Below are 16,593 nucleotides of genomic sequence, written 5' to 3' on the forward strand. Positions count from 1 at the left end.
TATAGGCACAAAGGTTTGGTGAATGATGAGAGTAATTTCAGGAGAACGTAAAGGAATGCCGTTAAAAGCAGTTAATGGTATGACGACACGACCAACAACAGATAAAGTAAAGGAATCCTTATTCAATATTTTAGGCCCATATTTCGATGGAGGAATTGTACTTGATTTATTTGCAGGTAGTGGTGGCTTAGGTATCGAAGCATTAAGTAGAGGAATGAACAAGGCCATTTTCATAGAAAAAGATGGACGTGCTTTCCAAAACTTAAAATCCAATATTGAAAAGTGCCGCTATGAAGATTGCACAGAGATGTATCGAAATGATGCAACACGTGCATTAAAAATTTTGATAAAAAAAGAAGTTTGTGCAGATTTGATTTTTTTAGATCCACCATATAAAAAGAGTCAATATTATAAAATGGTAGAAGACATCGTATCAAACGGTGTGATATCAGATGGTGGGACAATTGTCTGTGAGCATGATACGGAAACGAATTTACCAGATGAGTTTTTAAATTTTCATAAAGTCCGAGAAGAAAAATATGGTGGTACGATTATTTCATTCTATCGTCTAGCAGAGGGAGAAGGAGATTACGTTGGATAAAATCGCTGTAGTACCGGGAAGTTTTGACCCGATCACTAATGGTCATTTAGATATTATTAAACGTGCTGCAGATATTTTTGATATTGTATATGTAGCTGTTATGAATAATTCAAGCAAAAATCCGTTATTTAATGTCGATGAACGGATGGATTTAATTGCAAGAGTTACAGAGAATATGCCAAATGTAAAAATTGACTCTTCATCGGGGTTACTAATTAACTATGCGAAGTCTAAAAATGCGAATGCAATCGTCCGTGGTTTACGTGCAGTATCTGACTTTGAATATGAAATGCAAATAACTTCGATGAACCGTTTTTTAGATAAACAAATTGAAACCTTTTTTATCATGACTCAAAACAAATATTCTTTTTTAAGTTCTAGTATAGTGAAGGAAGTTTCACAATATGGTGGAGATATTCATGACTTAGTTCCTGCTATTGTCGAAGAAGCATTGATAGAAAAATTCAAACAAAAATCTATTGAAAAATAATGAAAGGTTACCACGTATTAATGCGTGGTAACTTTTTTATTATAAAGTGAAACTTCACACATAACCCTACTCTATAAAGATGGGATATCTAAGTAAGCCTAATGAGAAATAAAAATTAACCAATATAAAAAAGGAATCAATAATGTTTGGAAAACTCTTGTATATACATAAGGTTTCATGGATATTCTTGCTTCTTTGGCAAGAACAGCAACTTGTAAATGAATACTTAAACCTTGCATCGATAAGATAGTAATTACTATCAATTCTAACCACTTAGAATTTGCAAATAAGTTTTGTGAAGCGTCTAAGCCAGATGTCATTTCAAGAAGACTATAGAGTGAAAGCATAATAGCATTAGGTAATTGATGGACAAATCGTAACAAAGTTTCAGTCAATACAAAACTTATGGTTGTAAAAAAAATAACTGTAGCAGCTACTAGTAGAACCGTGGGTAAGCTATTTTTGATACTTTCAATAAGTGGTGATGTAACGGTATCTGGTTGTTGCGAAACAATCGAATGGGTATTTTTTTTTCGGAATTTAAGAATAAAAATAGCGAGCATGACAATATTAACAAAATGAATTAATGCGAGCATATACCAGCCGCTATTGGGGTTTTTTAGAATTTCAACACCGACAAAACCAACAACAAAAAGAGGACTTGGAGCATGGCAAATTGCTAATAACAATGGGGCTTCTTTTTTTGTGACTTGCTGTTGTTTATACAAAAAGCTAATAGTCGCTGCACCAGTAGGAAAGCCTCCTAATGCACTAAGAGAATAAACTTGTAAGTAAAATTTCCATTTCGAATGCTGTGGTATACTGGAGACGTTTGTTAATCGTAAAAGCCATTGAGTCAGTATAAGATACGGAAGTAAGTATGGAAACAAATGATCAATAAAGAGCTCCATACCTGTATCGGCACCTTCGTGGGCTAGTCCAGGTTGTAAAAGTAATAAAAGAATAAAAAGCCAGCATATCAATATATTGCTGTAGTGTAATACGATGAACATCATCCATTCTTATAATTTTATGAGAACAAGTGATAAACTAATTAAACGGTGTAAGCGAACAAATTTTCTAATGTAGCGTCATATGATATGACTAAAGTGAGGTGTACCAAATGAATTTAAAAAAGTTTTTGGCATTAATTATTTTAACGGCGCTAATAATCCTAGGTTTTGTTTATCCGATGCATTATTATATTATGCAGCCAGGCGGTGCATATGATTTAGATAACTATGTAAAAGTTGAGCATGCAGATGAGCCGAGTAAAGGGAAATTAAATATGATGACTGTCGCAATGTCTGTCGCTACCCCATTTACTTATGCTTTAGCTCATTTTAGCGATGAAAAAGAAATTTTAAAAACGAGCCAAGTCAGAAGCCCAAATGAAAGTGATAAAGATTATAACAACCGTCAGCTTAAACTTATGACAGATTCTCAATTTAATGCAAAGTATGTAGCTTATAAAAAAGCGGGTCTCGACTATAAGGTTCATTACAATGGAGTATATGTTTACTCTGTCGTTGAAAAAGGTGCTGCAGACGGGATTCTAAATACTGGCGATGAAGTCATCGGTATTGATGGTAAAGAAGTTCATAAACATACAGAACTTGTAGATTATTTAGAAACAAAGAAAAAGGGAGATCAAGTAAAAGTTAAAATTAAACACGATGATATTATTATGGAGAAATCAATTACACTTAAAGAGATTCCTGGAGCACAAGGGAAGATTGGTCTAGGTATATCATTTGCAGATAGCACAACGATTACTACAAACCCTAAAGTTGTCATTAATGCAGAAGATATTGGTGGACCATCAGCTGGATTAATGTTCACTCTAGAAATCATTGACCAGCTAACAAAAGGTGATTTAACAAAAGGATACAATATTGCAGGTACGGGTGAAATGTACGAAACAGGCGAAGTTGGTCGGATTGGTGGAATTGATAAAAAAGTAATTGCTGCAAACGATGCTGGCGTTGAAATTTTCTTTGCACCAAATGACACATTACCTGAAATTGTGAAGAAGAAGAATCCTGGAATTCAATCTAATTACCAAGAAGCTGTAAAAGAGGCAAAAAAATTGGGCACGAAAATGAAAATCGTACCCGTTAAAACTGTAGATGACGCTTTGAAATATTTAGAAAATCTTCCGGAAAAGAAATAATCAATAACGAATGGGCGGGATTTTAAAATCCATGCCCATTTTATTTTTTCCAAGAGTTAGCATATATAAATCAGTTGCATGAATATCTTGAAGTAACATTGCATCAGTGGAGCTTGCAACACGACTTATAACTGGTAAAGTAAAAAGTTTTTTTCGCTCAGATAAATAACGTTGCCCATTTTGGGTCATACCAAGTATGCGAATATAGCTAGGAAGATTCGACGCTTTTAGCTGTTGCCATGTAAAGTTAGTGAAAATATGCGTAATCATGCGTTGTATTCTTGTCCAAGTATAACGCTTAGATTTTACTTTTTGCATAAAACTATTAAAATCTTGGCATTCCTTCGCAGCTTGTATGATTAAAAATTCTATCCCCTCAGTAACCTCTGCGAATGATGCAATTTGTTCCGGTGTTAGACGTAGAATGGAAAATCTCAAATATGGCCAAAAAAGTTCCCAATTTGCGAAATGGTGATATTCTTTGTGCCAATCTGTTAATACACTGTAAGATGCCTCCGGTAAAAATGAAGTGACATTTTGTATGGAGTGTTGTTCCTGAATCGCTTGACGAATACCCGTTGCACTAGCGATTGTCGTACCATCCTGTATCGCATCATGATACCCTGCTTGTATACGTTGAATCGTAATCGGCTTTACATGTGTATGATATTTTTGGGCAGTTTCTACGTAATGATAGCCAAGAATATTATTAGGCTTTGTTAAATCAGCGTATGTATGCCCGCTATTTGGGATAAGCTGTTGGTAGGCTGTATTTAAAGCTTGAGGATAGCTTAAACCGGTTTTAACTAATTTCTTGATATTTTCTTGAAAAGCACCGTTTCCTGCCTCTAAAAGGCTATAAGTATGCAAAAACGGTGCAATGTCTCCTTGTTCACTTCCAAAAGATAAAAAATCACATTGTAAGGCTTCTAGTAATAGGACCCCACCCTTAGCAAAGTCACTTGCTTGAGCCGTAGCATAAACGTATGGCAGTTCAATGACTAGATCCACTCCACTAGCTAGTGCCATTTTCGTTCTAGCCCATTTATCAACAAAGGCAGGCTCACCCCGCTGCAAAAAATGACCACTCATTACTGCAATCATTACATCTGCATCTGTATGTTCACGTGATTTTTTGATATGATAGAGATGTCCGTTATGAAATGGATTGTATTCGACAATTACACCAGTTGCAATCAAATCTTCACCCCGTTTATACTTAGTAATATGATTATACGAGGACTTTTGGTTAGTGACAAGAAAATATCTTGACATCTATAAATTAGCATTATATAATCAACTTTGTTGTCTTGAGGTGATAAACGTATGAAATGGGCAATCCCACAATTATCCAAATATCGCCAAAACGGGATGCCAATTGACGAAATTGTTCAATTGGACGGACTTATGCGTCGTAATACGGACATTCGCCGTATTACACCCGTTCATGTAAAAGGATTCTGCACTTTTGGTGCAGGTCAAATGAATTGTCATTTCCAATTGACAGGCACACTTACACTTCCTTGTTCACGAACTTGGGAAGATGTCGAGTTCCCTTTTGATATTGAATCAGATGAAGTTTTTAGCTGGTCTGACGAAGTAAATGCAGATGAATATGATAATGTTCATCCTGTTGAAGGGGAAGTAATAGATGTTGACCCTGTTTTAGAAGAACTAATTTTATTAGAAATTCCATTACAAGTGTTCAAAGAAGGTGCTGAAAATCCAGCTCCAAAAAATAAATCCAATTGGTCTTATTTAACGGAAGATGAGTTTTTAAGTCAAAAAGAAAAAGACGCACAAAAAACGGATCCAAGACTGGCTGCATTAGCTAAGTATTTTGATCAAACAGACGAATAACCGATCTGTAAGGAGGTGCCATCAATGGCTGTACCATTTAGAAGAACTTCTAAAACTGCGAAACGTCAACGTCGCACACATTTTAAACTAGCTGTACCAGGTATGGTTGCTTGCCCAAACTGTGGTGAACTTAAATTGGCTCACCATGTATGTAAAGCATGTGGACAATACAAAGGTAAAGAAGTTGTGAGCAAATAATTCAGTATTTGTTCTAAAAAAGACTACTAGAGAGACCATGGCTCTCAAGTGGTCTTTTTTTATTTTTAATTAAACTTCATCATTGTTTTTAGGCCTATACTATTTGTTGGGGTATAAAAACAATTGAATAAAACTACTCAAATGGATTTTTTGAAGGAACACAATCTAGGGAAAGTATTATAGAAGTGGAGGTGTATGTCCCGACACTACTGCCGAAAAACTTGTCAAACGTTATAACGAAGCAATGCTTAAAAAAAGAGGAAGCTAGTGGAAGAGGGAACGTACGGCTACTTCAACTGTGTAATAATCATCAGTAAAGTTTAGCAGAGCCTAACCTTTTATTTAAATGATAAAGCTAAATATATTTATATATGATTTTTATGGTAAAATAATTGATAATTTCAAATTATTAAGCAAAGGGGATATTTTAATGGCTTATTATTTTTCAGAACAAGATGGTGTATTAACATTTACAATTAATCGACCGGAAAAACGTAACGCGATTAATGATGAAGTAATGGAAGGATTTAAAGAAGTTATTACATACGTACATGATCATAAATCTGTACGTTTTTTAGTAGTTACAGGTGAAGGTGATCGAGCTTTTTGCTCCGGTGGGGACTTATCAGAATTTCATAATCTCTTTACGGAAGAACAAGCTTTTGGAATGCTAAGTAAAATGGCGAAAATTTTATATGAACTTGCAACATTACCAGTCCCTACAATTGCACTCATTAATGGTGCTGCTGTAGGTGGAGGTTGCGAGATAGCTACTGCATGCGATTTTCGATTAGTTAAAAAAGAAGCAAAGTGTGGCTTTATACAAGGGACATTAGGTATTACTTCCGGATGGGGTGGGGGAACATACTTATTTGAAAGAGGTTTACGCCATGATCGAGCACTGAAAATGTTAGTAGATGCAAAAGTATACCCAGCAGAATTACTTTACGAAATTGGCTTTGCTATGCGTGTTTTTGAAAACGATAAAGAACTAGCTTTAGCTGAATTTATAGCAGATATGAAGAAAATTCATCCAAGTGTCCACAAAGCATATAAAGAAATGGAGTTACGGAAATGGCGTGAACGTAATTTGTTTGACCGTGTTATGGATGAAGTCAAAACATGTGCAAAATTATGGGAAGGTGAAGAACACCATAAAGCTGTAAAACAGTTTCTATCAAAAACAAAATAACTTCTAAACTTGAAAATCTCGCATATAGTAGTAAAAAATGCGAGGTGATATGTATGGAATTAAAAAAGCGAAAAGATCAATGGCTTCAGCAAGATGATGACCGCCTAGCACAAATTGTGTTACAGGCAGTCAGTGAAGGACGCTCGCAATTAGCAGGCTTCCAGGAGGCAGCGGAAGCTTTAGGTAGGACAAAACAAGCATGTGGATTTAGATGGAATAAAACATTACGTAAAATTCACGAAAAGGAATTAGATAATGCAAAGTCTCAGCCCAAACAAATGATGAGAACGCATTTAAAGCAAGCGTTAACAAGTTTTGATCAATTATCAGAAGCTTATTTTGAGTTGAAAGATGACTATGATCAACTTCAACATAATTATTCGGAATTGCTTCAATGGGTTGAAACGGGTACGCAATTTTTAAAAAAGGAAACATCTGAATAGATGTTTCCTTTTTTCTTGAAGTAATATATGTTTCTACCCTGATATTCGAATTTTATAAGAATTAGATTAGTTAGAGTCCAAGCAGCAATTATTAACACCATATCGAAAACATCCAGTATATCCAGTATAATAATGATATCCGCAAGGTTTGCCAATTAAGGTGGATCCTTTTTAGGGTTAAGTATAAAGAAGAGGTGTGCAGATGCATTTTGTTATCGTTGGTGGAGGAGCCGTTGGACTTGTTATCGCTAATTCTCTCGCTCAATTTGGACATTCAGTAGAATTGCTTGTTCATTCAGAAAAACAGCGATTAGCTATTCAAAATGAAGGAGTAACATTTACGAATTGTTATGGTGAGAAAAGTGTCCAGAAATTTGTTGTGAGTACAAATGCTACAGATTTACAACAACAAGCCATCTGGATTATTGCAGTAAAATATCACCATCTTAATGAGTTAACCCCATTATTTAATCAGTTATCAGAAGATACAGAGCTATTATTTATCCAAAATGGCATTCGGCATATAGAGTTTGCAAAAAATCTTAAACAGAATACGATTTTAATGGGATCTGTGGAATTTGGGGCTGAAAAAGTTGATAACCACAGTGTAATACATCGTGGTATTGGTGCTTTGAAAATAGCAAATTACAGAGGTCAACAATCAAATGTTGAAAAGTATTCATTACTAGCCTCAAATGAGTTTCCTGTTGCTTTAATGAATGATTACAGTAAAATGTTGTTACGAAAAGCACTATTGAATTGCTTTGTGAATACTCTAACCACTATACTAAGAGTGAAAAATGGTGCGCTTATCGAGTATCCATCTAGCGAAAAAATACTGCACCAATTATATCAAGAAGTAATGACAGCCTTTCCTGAACAAAAATCTGAGCTTTCATTTGAGGATGTAGCAAATGTATGTAAAAATACCGCACAAAATACTTCTTCAATGTTTGCGGATTATTTGAATGGAAGAATAATGGAGATTGATACGATTTTAGGTGGCATCATCGATTTAGCTCAAGAAAGAGGCTATGCAGTCCACATGCTATCAACTTGTTATTCATTATTACAGGCGATGCAAGAAGGTGGTGTAAGAAATTGATGGCGATTTTATCCGTTATATTGGATATTTTCGTGTTATGCCCGTTTCTTATTTTAGGAATACTATATCTAATGTTAAAAAAGTTCACCAAGGAATCAGTGAATCACTTTAGCAAAGCAGCAGACATAACAACTATAATATTGTTTTTTTCAATACCCAAGACCGTAAAATTTTTTTGGTCCTTTGATATAGGTTTTACGGTCTTAATTATTGCAATACTAATTGCGATGGTGTTTACAGTAATTGAATGGAGAACAAAGAAAGAAATTGAGTTAATGCCTTTATTTCGTAAAATATGGCGTTTTCTATTTTTAGTTTTATCATTTACATATATTGCAGTATTACTTGTGGCAATCGTTCAAAAAATATTTATTCTTCTATCCGTTTGAGCGTATTTTTTCATATATACGCAAGGTAAATGCTATACTTCAATATAGTTAACTATCATAGAGGAGTTTACAATATTATGAAATTGGAGCAAATTGAGATTCCTATAACGAATCCTTTACTAGATGATTATCGTAAGGAGAAATCGTCTATATTATCATTTTTTCATTATCCAAATAGAGCAGAATCATTTTCACAACGTTTAGAGGATTTACAAAATCATCCTATTCGTCGTGGGCAATTAGTGGCAATTATTCGTGATTTTATGGAGTCTTTTGAAATCTCGAGTAAGGCAGAAGAACATTTACAAGAATTAGAAGATAATGCGGTAGTCATTGTTGGAGGTCAACAATCTGGATTGCTAACTGGTCCTTTATACTCTGTCCATAAAGCAATTTCCGTTATTTTATTAGCAAAAGAGCAACGTGAAAATCTAGGAATACCTGTTGTGCCTGTATTCTGGATTGCTGGAGAAGATCATGATATTGATGAGATTAATCATACCTTCACAGCAGTAAATGGACGTTTAGAAAAACATATTTATGGTGAACGTCCGAAAAAGAAAACGATGGCATCTACTACAGCGTTAGATGTTGAAATGGTTCGCAATTTCATCAACGAGACTTTTAAGCAGTATGGTGAGACAGCTTATACAGAAAATCTAATAGCAAACATTGACGCTATTCTACAAAAGAGCACAACATACACAGATTTCTTTGTACAATTAATGAATGGGTTGTTTAAAGAAGAGGGTTTATTATTTATCGATGCTTCTAATCCAAAATTACGTGAATATGAAGCGCCCTATTTTGAAAAACTAGTTCAACTTTCAGAAACAATTGCAGATGTCGTAACAATTCGAGAAGCAGATCTTGCTGAATTAGGATATGGTACTCCAATCGGTGCGACTAAAGAAGCTGCTAATCTTTTCTATGTAAAAGATGGGGAACGTTTCTTATTAGAGCGCCATGATGGTAAATTTATCAATCATATGGCAAATGTTCAATTTACAAAAAGTGAAATGTTAAAACTAGCAAAAGAAAATCCAACCTGTTTAAGTAATAATGTTGTCACTCGACCATTAATGCAAGATATGGTATTCCCTGTGCTTGCATTTGTCGGGGGTCCTGGTGAACTAGCATATTGGTCTACTCTAAAAGACGCATTCGAAACATTAAATATGAAAGTGCCAGTTTTTGTACCCCGCATGAATATGACAATTGTAGATCGACAAGTACAGCCGATACTTGATGAATTACAAATTTCTGTAGCTGACGCCATTGCAGGGAAAACAGCCTCTTTAAAATCTTCATTTGAAAATGAAGTATATGATGCAGGTGCAAAAGAAGTACTTGAACAAACAAAACAGCTACTGCAATCGCAATATGATGGATTACAAGATCATTTACGTAACAACAATATCCATTTGGAAAAATTAGTTGATAAAAACTTATCAATCCATGAATCGCAACTTGACTTTCTAATGCGTAAGATTGAACAAGAAATCTTGTTAAAACATGATGTAGAGTTAAGAAAATATCGTACGGTTGAAGATCGCATACTACCAGGCGGTGGTTTACAAGAAAGAACATTCAATCCATTCCAGTTTATAAACGAATATGGTGAAGACCTAGTGAAAGATATGATGGAATTACCATTCTCAATAAATGGAAAGCATAATGTAATCTTTTTGTAACGACCCAAGTAGTAAAAGAGAATTAATTTTGAAGAATTCTTAAATGAATATCCTCCATTATATAGAATTGATGATTTTTAATGTATTCTACTTGAGCGAAAGGCGGAGACTCCTCGAAAATGCATTCGCATTTCCTTCGTGCGATGTTAATTCAGAGAGGTCTATTCATAGTCCTGCCGGAAAGCGTCCTCCTGTAGCGAAACTGACGAAATATAAACAGTATTGTTTAAAAAAACCATTGTGTAAAACAAAACATAACAAAAACCAAAAGGTTATCTCACTGAGATAACCTTTTTTTGTGAGAAAAGTAATAGTGTGATTCGTTATATAGAAAAAGAGAATCTACATAATGCGAGCTCATGGCATAAATTATCTATTAGTATTTGAAAATGTAGACATGAATAAGATTTTAAGTACAATTTACACATTTTTAAAATTTGGCTTTGAATTACTTATGAATTAGTGGTGGAATGTGGGGGAATGTGGTAATCTATTTTCATATAGTGGGGTGAGTACCATGTTCATGGGGGAATATCAACATAACATTGATGCAAAAGGCCGCTTAATCATACCAGCAAAATTTAGAGAACATTTCGCAGAAGGTTTTGTCATCACTCGAGGATTGGATCAATGTTTGTTTGGGTATCCTATTGAAGAGTGGAGGAAACTCGAAGAAAAGTTGAAAAAGTTGCCTGTTACGAAAAAGGATGCACGTGCATTTACGCGATTCTTCTTTTCAGGCGCAACAGAGGTAGAAATCGATAAGCAAGGCCGTATTAACATTCCCATGAATTTACTCTCATATGCCCATGTAGAAAAAGAATGCGTCATTCTCGGCGTGTCCAACAGAATTGAGATTTGGGCACAGCAATCTTGGCAAGCATACTTTGCAGAATCTGAGGATTCGTTTAACGAGATTGCTGAGAATATGATTGACTTTGATATATAACAACAAAGAGGAGGATTTCAGTTGTTCAATCATACGACCGTATTACTGAAAGAAACCGTTGATGGATTGAACATTCGTCCTGACGGTATTTATGTGGACTGTACTTTAGGCGGTGCAGGACATAGCGAGTACCTCGTTAGCCAATTATCTAATGAAGGACGCCTCATCTGTTTTGATCAAGATTTAACTGCAATTGACAACGCAAAAGCTCGTTTAGCTCCTTATATCGATCGTGTAACGTTTGTCCATTCAAACTTCCGCTATTTGAAAGAAGAACTAGCCAATTTAGGGATTTCTAAAGTAGATGGAGTTTTATACGATTTGGGGGTTTCGTCACCACAGCTTGATAATGCGGAAAGAGGTTTTAGTTATCATCAAGATGCACCACTTGATATGCGAATGGACACAACAGCAGAACTTACTGCCTATCATGTTGTCAACGAGTGGGATTACAACGATTTAGTTAGAATTTTTTACCGTTATGGAGAAGAGAAATTTTCAAAACAAATTGCACGTAAAATTGAAGAGGCACGAAAAGAAGAGCCAATTCGTACAACAGGTGAATTAGTAGATCTAATCAAGGAAGGAATTCCAGCAGCAGCAAGACGCAAAGGAGGACATCCTGCAAAACGTGTTTTCCAAGCAATTCGCATTGCTGTTAATGATGAGTTAGGAGCAGCTGAAGAGTCTTTGCAACAAGCGATTGATGTGATTAATGTGGGTGGACGAGTAAGTGTCATTACATTCCATTCTCTTGAAGATCGCTTATGTAAAACAATTTTCAAAGAAGCTTCATCATTACCTGAATTACCACCTGGCTTACCTGTAGTTCCAGAAGAGTTAGCACCAGATATAAAACTTGTCACAAGAAAACCGATATTACCAACAGATGAAGAACTAGAAGTAAATAACCGTGCGCGATCTGCAAAACTACGCATTGCTGAAAGAATCAAAGACTAAGAGGAGTTGATAACATGGCACTACTTGATCAGAAGGAACATCATATATATATTCAGCAACCAGTTGCTTCTGAAGGGCTTGTCCCGAAACCTGCGAAAAAACCTTTCAAGAGTATAATTACAAAAACAGAAAAAGTTCTGATGATTGCAATGGTTGCAGCGATTGCGGTGATTGCTGTAATGAATTTAAACATTCAATCTTCGATCAATAGCACTTCAGTTGAAATTCAAAAGACTGAAATGAGTATAGATGAAGTGAAAAAACAAAACTCAGAATTGTCTATGGAAGTAAGTGAACTTTCAACATATGATCGTATTTGGAAAAAAGCGAAAGCTTTGGGCTTAAAACTCAACGAAAATAACGTGAAAGTAGTGTCAGGACAATGAAAAAGAGTAAGTTTCAATGGGGAGCCTCCACGATGCTAATCATCTATGGGCTCCTATTTTTTTTAATGTTTTTTAGAATTTTCTATATTCAAGTAACAGGACAAGCAGAAGGTCAGCAGTTGGCTGCAAAAGCAACTGCCAGATACGAAAAAACAAAAACAATTACAGCAGATCGAGGAAATATTTTAGATAGACAAGGGCAAGTAATCGCTAAAGATGCTATTAGCTACCGCTTAGTTGCTGTTGTCAGTCCCGAAGCGTCCAAAGGCACGAACAAAGTGATGCATGTTGAAAATCCCAAGAAAACAGCTGCTGTATTAGCAAAATATATTGATATGGATGAAGATGCAATATATAAAAAGCTAACCCCGGAAAAAAAGGACACTTATCAAGTGGAGTTTGGGGCAGCAGGTCGTGATATTAGTCATGCAACAATGAAAGAAATTGAAAAAGAGCAACTTCCAGGAATTATTTTCATGGAAGATAAAAAGCGATTCTACCCTAACGGAACTTTTGCATCTAACTTAATTGGTATAGCGGGAAAGAAAAATGATAAAGATCCGCAAGCTCCTACAGTAGGGAAAATGGGTTTAGAAGCTATTTATAATAAAGAACTTTCAGGTGTGAATGGCAACGTACAGTATAAAAGTGACTTATTCGGATATCTATTGCCGAATAGTAAGGAAATGGTTCAACCCGCTAAAGATGGCGATAATGTTTATCTAACGATTGATAAGACAATTCAAAATTTCTTAGAAGATTCTATGAGCAAGGTATATAAGCAATATAATCCTGAATCAATGGTTGCTGTTGTAGCAGACCCTAAAACAGGTGAAATATTAGCAGTCTCTCAACGTCCAACTTTTAATCCTCAGACGGGTGAGGGGTTAGATAACAGTTGGATTAACAAAATGACTGAAACGACTCTTGAACCAGGTTCGACGATGAAGACATTTACACTTGCAACTGCAATTCAAGAAGGTAAATGGAATCCGAATGACAAGTTCCAATCGGGTCAATATACAGTGTACGATCGTACGATTCGAGATGCTAACCAAGTAGGATGGGGTAGAATTACATATTTAGAAGGGATTCAACGTTCCTCAAACGTTGGGATGGCTAACCTGTTGAAAAAAATTGGTGATGATACATTCATTCAATACATGAAAAAATTTGGCTTCGGTCAAAAAACAGGTATTGATTTACCGAACGAAGCAACAGGGAAAATTTTAGATGAATATCCAATTAACCGAGTCACAACTACGTACGGTCAAGGATCTACAGTGACACCCATTCAATTAATTCAGGCAGAAACGGCAGTTGCTAATAATGGTAAAATGATGCAACCTTATGTAATTGATAAAGTTGTTGATCCGAACACAGGTGAAATTGTTAAAGAACATAAGCCGATTGTAAAGGGAAATCCTATTTCAGCGGAAACAGCTAAGCAAGTAAGAGATACGTTAGCAACAACCGTTACTTCAGAAAAAGGTACAGCACAAAAATTTGCAAGTAAGGAATACGAAGTAGCAGGTAAAACAGGTACGGCGCAAATTCCTAACCCAAATGGAGGCTACTATTGGGGAAAGAATAATTTCCTATATTCATTTTTAGGTATGGCTCCTGCTAAAAATCCAAAGTTAATCATGTATGTTGCAGTGGAAAAGCCACATTTAGGTGTAACCGAAGTAGGCTCAGAGCCGACGTCAAAAATATTTAATACAGTGATGGATAGTAGTTTAAAATATTTGAACATCAAGCCATCCAAGTCCACTACTGAAAAATCCATTTTAATGGAAGATGTTGTGGGACAAGAATCGGACAACGTCATTACAAATCTAGAATCAAAAAATATCCAAACAATACGCATTGGATCTAAAGGTAAAATAACGGACCAATATCCGAAAAAAGGACAATCAGTATTCGCAACAAGTCATGCGTTTATCAAAACATCAGGTAATATACAAATACCAGATTTTAAAGGGTGGTCTTTACGTGACATATTAACGTACCAATCTTTATCGGGTATTGAGATTGACGTAAACGGTGATGGATACGTACAAAAGCAAAATATAAAGCCAGGTACAGTATATGATGGGAATAAAAAATTAGTATTAACATTGGAAAAACCACAACAACAATATAAGTAGTTTCAAAAGAATATTTTAGATAAAGCATAGTCACCTTTTTACAATCATATTTTGAATGTAAAAAGGTGTGATTTGTCGAACAATGTGGGTAACTAAACAAGCAAGTGTGAGATTAAAATTTGTGTTGATGATTTTTATCTGTTTAGGTTTTTTGCTTATTGGAAAATTGATTGTCGTTCAATTTATACAACATGAGTTTTTAACAAAAAAGGCAGAAGAGAATTGGGACCGTGAAGTGCCAATGAAGAGTTTACGAGGCGATATTATCGATCGAAATGGCAAGCTTTTAGTGGGAAATAAATTGGCGCCTACACTATATTTTATGCCTGCTCAAAATAAAGAACCTGAAAAAGTTGCAGCACAATTGGCACCAATATTGCAAATGGACGAAAAAGATTTGGAAAAAAAGCTTTCACAAAAGGTGACGATTGTTAAGATTGCACCACAAGGTAAAAACATTACTAGTGAGGTAGCTGAGCATATACAACAGCTACAAATTCCAGGTCTGTATACGGGTTTAGATTATATTAGAGATTATCCGTATGGCGAATTACTCTCTAGATTATTAGGGTTTACTGGTAGTGACATGCAAGGACTAGCAGGGTTAGAATATCAATATAACGATCTTTTATTAGGTAAGCAATCAGCTATTCGTTTATTTACAGATGCCAAAGGTGCTAATTTACCTCACGTGGAAGATGGGTGGAGGGAAGGGCAAGATGGTGCATCGTTAGAGTTGACTATCGATATGGATGTTCAAAAGGTTATTGAAAGAGAATTGTCTCAAGCTATGGAAAAGTATGACGCGGATCAAGCAATTGGAATTGCTATGAATCCTAACACTGGAGAGATACTAGGATTAGCTTCATTTCCTACATATAATCCAGCCGAGTACCAAAAAGTAGATTCGAAGATTTATAATCGTAATTTACCAGTTTGGATGACCTATGAACCGGGATCTACATTTAAAATAATAACCTTAAGTGCAGCTCTAGAAGAAAATGTAGTTGATTTAGAAAAGGATTCCTTTTATGATCCAGGTTATGCCATGGTAGAAGGGGCGAGGCTGCGCTGTTGGAAACGAGCAGGGCATGGTCAAGAAACATTCCTTGAAGTTGTTGAAAACTCTTGTAACCCAGGATTTATCGAATTAGGAAGACGTGTTGGGCCAACTAAACTTCAACAGTATATCCGTGACTTTGGATTTGGACAGGTGACAGGCTCTAATATGGCTGGGGAATCAACAGGTATTCTATTTTCACCTAAAAATTATGGTCCTGTTGAACATGCGACGACTTCATTTGGCCAAGGAATATCGGTTACGCCTATACAACAAGTACAGGCAGTTTCTGCAGCTGTTAATGGTGGAAAACTAATGACGCCTTATATCGTCAAAAACATCATTAATAGTGAAAATGGTAAAGTTCTTAAGTCATATGAGCCTACTCAAAAACGCCAAGTAATTCGACCGGAAACATCTGCGAAGGTCCGAGCAGCTCTGGAATCTGTTGTTGCGAATGGATCAGGAAGAAGTGCTTATAGAGATCATTTGAGAATTGGCGGAAAAACAGGGACTGCACAAAAAGCAGAAAATGGGCGTTATAAAGATGGAGAATATATCGTATCCTTTATCGGCTTTGCCCCAGCAGATGACCCGAAAGTTGTGGTTTATGTTGCTATCGATAATCCAAAGCATGGCTCTCAATTTGGTGGTGTCATTGCGGCTCCAATTGTTGGGCAAATTATTGAAGATATTCATCCGATTGTAGGAATAACGGATCGTAAAGACCAGTTAGAAAAACCATATCGTTGGGGAGATATTGAAAAAGTTCGTGTTCCCGATTTAGTTGGCAAAACGAAAAAAGAGATTACAGAAATGTTGTATCCGTTTCGTTTAGAATGGCATGGAGAAGGAAATAAAATTGTTTCTCAAATTCCAAAAGCAGACGCACAAATTGTTAAAGATGGGACTATTCACGTTTATTTAGAAAATCAGTAATGTT

17 protein-coding genes are annotated in these 16,593 nt (G+C 35.7%); 15 read left to right on the forward strand and 2 right to left on the reverse strand.

Annotation, left to right across the window (positions count from 1 at the left end; all coding sequences use genetic code 11):
- Positions 1-25 precede the first annotated feature (25 nt).
- Entirely contained in the window at positions 26-601 is a 576-nt protein-coding gene (rsmD, locus tag Q8X41_RS16925; protein ID WP_397540294.1) for a 16S rRNA (guanine(966)-N(2))-methyltransferase RsmD, read from the forward strand.
- Entirely contained in the window at positions 594-1,091 is a 498-nt protein-coding gene (gene coaD / locus Q8X41_RS16930) for a pantetheine-phosphate adenylyltransferase (RefSeq protein WP_397537414.1), read from the forward strand. Before rsmD ends, coaD begins: the two co-directional genes overlap by 8 nt.
- A 98-nt stretch (positions 1,092-1,189) precedes the next feature.
- Here coaD and Q8X41_RS16935 read toward each other — a convergent pair whose 3' ends face one another.
- Complete coding sequence (locus tag Q8X41_RS16935; RefSeq protein ID WP_397537415.1) at positions 1,190-2,104, reverse strand: hypothetical protein; 915 nt, start codon at positions 2,102-2,104, stop codon at positions 1,190-1,192.
- Positions 2,105-2,214: 110 nt separating this feature from the next.
- Between Q8X41_RS16935 and Q8X41_RS16940 the strand changes: the two genes are divergently transcribed.
- Entirely contained in the window at positions 2,215-3,264 is a 1,050-nt protein-coding gene (locus Q8X41_RS16940; protein WP_397537416.1) for a SepM family pheromone-processing serine protease, read from the forward strand.
- Here Q8X41_RS16940 and Q8X41_RS16945 read toward each other — a convergent pair whose 3' ends face one another.
- Positions 3,265-4,464, reverse strand: coding sequence for a nucleotidyltransferase (locus Q8X41_RS16945; protein ID WP_397537417.1), 1,200 nt, complete (start codon positions 4,462-4,464; stop codon positions 3,265-3,267). It lies immediately after the preceding gene.
- Between the two features lie 126 nt (positions 4,465-4,590).
- Here Q8X41_RS16945 and Q8X41_RS16950 point away from each other — a divergent pair, with 126 nt between their 5' ends.
- The 12 genes from Q8X41_RS16950 (at position 4,591) to Q8X41_RS17005 (ending at position 16,589) form a co-directional block, all read left to right on the forward strand.
- Positions 4,591-5,124: a YceD family protein gene (locus tag Q8X41_RS16950; protein WP_397537418.1), complete on the forward strand. Its 534-nt coding sequence runs from the start codon at positions 4,591-4,593 to the stop codon at positions 5,122-5,124.
- Positions 5,125-5,148: 24 nt separating this feature from the next.
- Complete coding sequence (gene rpmF, locus Q8X41_RS16955) at positions 5,149-5,322, forward strand: 50S ribosomal protein L32 (protein ID WP_102692762.1); 174 nt, start codon at positions 5,149-5,151, stop codon at positions 5,320-5,322.
- A gap of 430 nt (positions 5,323-5,752) precedes the next feature.
- Positions 5,753-6,514, forward strand: coding sequence for an enoyl-CoA hydratase/isomerase family protein (locus tag Q8X41_RS16960; RefSeq protein WP_397537419.1), 762 nt, complete (start codon positions 5,753-5,755; stop codon positions 6,512-6,514).
- 53 nt (positions 6,515-6,567) lie between these two features.
- A complete protein-coding gene (locus tag Q8X41_RS16965) occupies positions 6,568-6,957 on the forward strand; it encodes a transcriptional regulator (RefSeq protein ID WP_397537420.1) in 390 nt (129 codons plus the stop codon).
- 202 nt (positions 6,958-7,159) lie between these two features.
- Positions 7,160-8,062 carry a ketopantoate reductase family protein gene (locus Q8X41_RS16970; RefSeq protein WP_397537421.1) on the forward strand — a complete coding sequence of 301 codons (903 nt, stop codon included), beginning with the start codon at positions 7,160-7,162 and terminating at the stop codon, positions 8,060-8,062.
- Complete coding sequence (locus tag Q8X41_RS16975) at positions 8,062-8,451, forward strand: DUF3397 domain-containing protein (RefSeq protein ID WP_397540295.1); 390 nt, start codon at positions 8,062-8,064, stop codon at positions 8,449-8,451. The genes Q8X41_RS16970 and Q8X41_RS16975 overlap by 1 nt, the downstream gene beginning before the upstream one ends.
- Before the next feature lie 77 nt (positions 8,452-8,528).
- Entirely contained in the window at positions 8,529-10,145 is a 1,617-nt protein-coding gene (bshC, locus tag Q8X41_RS16980; RefSeq protein WP_397537422.1) for a bacillithiol biosynthesis cysteine-adding enzyme BshC, read from the forward strand.
- A 517-nt stretch (positions 10,146-10,662) separates the two neighbouring features.
- Positions 10,663-11,094: a division/cell wall cluster transcriptional repressor MraZ gene (gene mraZ / locus Q8X41_RS16985; RefSeq protein ID WP_397537423.1), complete on the forward strand. Its 432-nt coding sequence runs from the start codon at positions 10,663-10,665 to the stop codon at positions 11,092-11,094.
- 21 nt (positions 11,095-11,115) lie between these two features.
- Positions 11,116-12,054 (forward strand): 16S rRNA (cytosine(1402)-N(4))-methyltransferase RsmH, encoded by a 939-nt coding sequence (gene rsmH / locus Q8X41_RS16990; RefSeq protein WP_397537424.1) that lies wholly within the window; start codon positions 11,116-11,118, stop codon positions 12,052-12,054.
- Between the two features lie 14 nt (positions 12,055-12,068).
- Complete coding sequence (gene ftsL, locus Q8X41_RS16995) at positions 12,069-12,440, forward strand: cell division protein FtsL (RefSeq protein WP_397537425.1); 372 nt, start codon at positions 12,069-12,071, stop codon at positions 12,438-12,440.
- Positions 12,441-12,472: 32 nt separating this feature from the next.
- Positions 12,473-14,590 (forward strand): penicillin-binding transpeptidase domain-containing protein, encoded by a 2,118-nt coding sequence (locus Q8X41_RS17000; RefSeq protein WP_397537426.1) that lies wholly within the window; start codon positions 12,473-12,475, stop codon positions 14,588-14,590.
- Positions 14,591-14,672: 82 nt separating this feature from the next.
- Positions 14,673-16,589: a stage V sporulation protein D gene (locus Q8X41_RS17005; RefSeq protein WP_397537427.1), complete on the forward strand. Its 1,917-nt coding sequence runs from the start codon at positions 14,673-14,675 to the stop codon at positions 16,587-16,589.
- Positions 16,590-16,593: the final 4 nt, after the last annotated feature.

It is taken from the genome of Rummeliibacillus pycnus (genome assembly GCF_044359855.1).
GTDB lineage: Bacteria > Bacillota > Bacilli > Bacillales_A > Planococcaceae > Rummeliibacillus > Rummeliibacillus pycnus_A.

Excerpts from the sequence above, each read along its gene's own strand:
- rsmD (WP_397540294.1), top strand. The coding sequence starts at position 26 with ATGAGAGTAATTTCAGGAGAACGTAAAGGAATGCCGTTAAAAGCAGTT.
- Q8X41_RS16935 (WP_397537415.1), bottom strand. The coding sequence starts at position 2,104 with ATGTTCATCGTATTACACTACAGCAATATATTGATATGCTGGCTTTTT.
- Q8X41_RS16940 (WP_397537416.1), top strand. The coding sequence starts at position 2,215 with ATGAATTTAAAAAAGTTTTTGGCATTAATTATTTTAACGGCGCTAATA.
- Q8X41_RS16950 (WP_397537418.1), top strand. The coding sequence starts at position 4,591 with ATGAAATGGGCAATCCCACAATTATCCAAATATCGCCAAAACGGGATG.
- rpmF (WP_102692762.1), top strand. The coding sequence starts at position 5,149 with ATGGCTGTACCATTTAGAAGAACTTCTAAAACTGCGAAACGTCAACGT.
- Q8X41_RS16960 (WP_397537419.1), top strand. The coding sequence starts at position 5,753 with ATGGCTTATTATTTTTCAGAACAAGATGGTGTATTAACATTTACAATT.
- Q8X41_RS16965 (WP_397537420.1), top strand. The coding sequence starts at position 6,568 with ATGGAATTAAAAAAGCGAAAAGATCAATGGCTTCAGCAAGATGATGAC.
- Q8X41_RS16970 (WP_397537421.1), top strand. The coding sequence starts at position 7,160 with ATGCATTTTGTTATCGTTGGTGGAGGAGCCGTTGGACTTGTTATCGCT.
- Q8X41_RS16975 (WP_397540295.1), top strand. The coding sequence starts at position 8,062 with ATGGCGATTTTATCCGTTATATTGGATATTTTCGTGTTATGCCCGTTT.
- bshC (WP_397537422.1), top strand. The coding sequence starts at position 8,529 with ATGAAATTGGAGCAAATTGAGATTCCTATAACGAATCCTTTACTAGAT.
- mraZ (WP_397537423.1), top strand. The coding sequence starts at position 10,663 with ATGTTCATGGGGGAATATCAACATAACATTGATGCAAAAGGCCGCTTA.
- ftsL (WP_397537425.1), top strand. The coding sequence starts at position 12,069 with ATGGCACTACTTGATCAGAAGGAACATCATATATATATTCAGCAACCA.
- Q8X41_RS17000 (WP_397537426.1), top strand. The coding sequence starts at position 12,473 with ATGCTAATCATCTATGGGCTCCTATTTTTTTTAATGTTTTTTAGAATT.
- Q8X41_RS17005 (WP_397537427.1), top strand. The coding sequence starts at position 14,673 with ATGTGGGTAACTAAACAAGCAAGTGTGAGATTAAAATTTGTGTTGATG.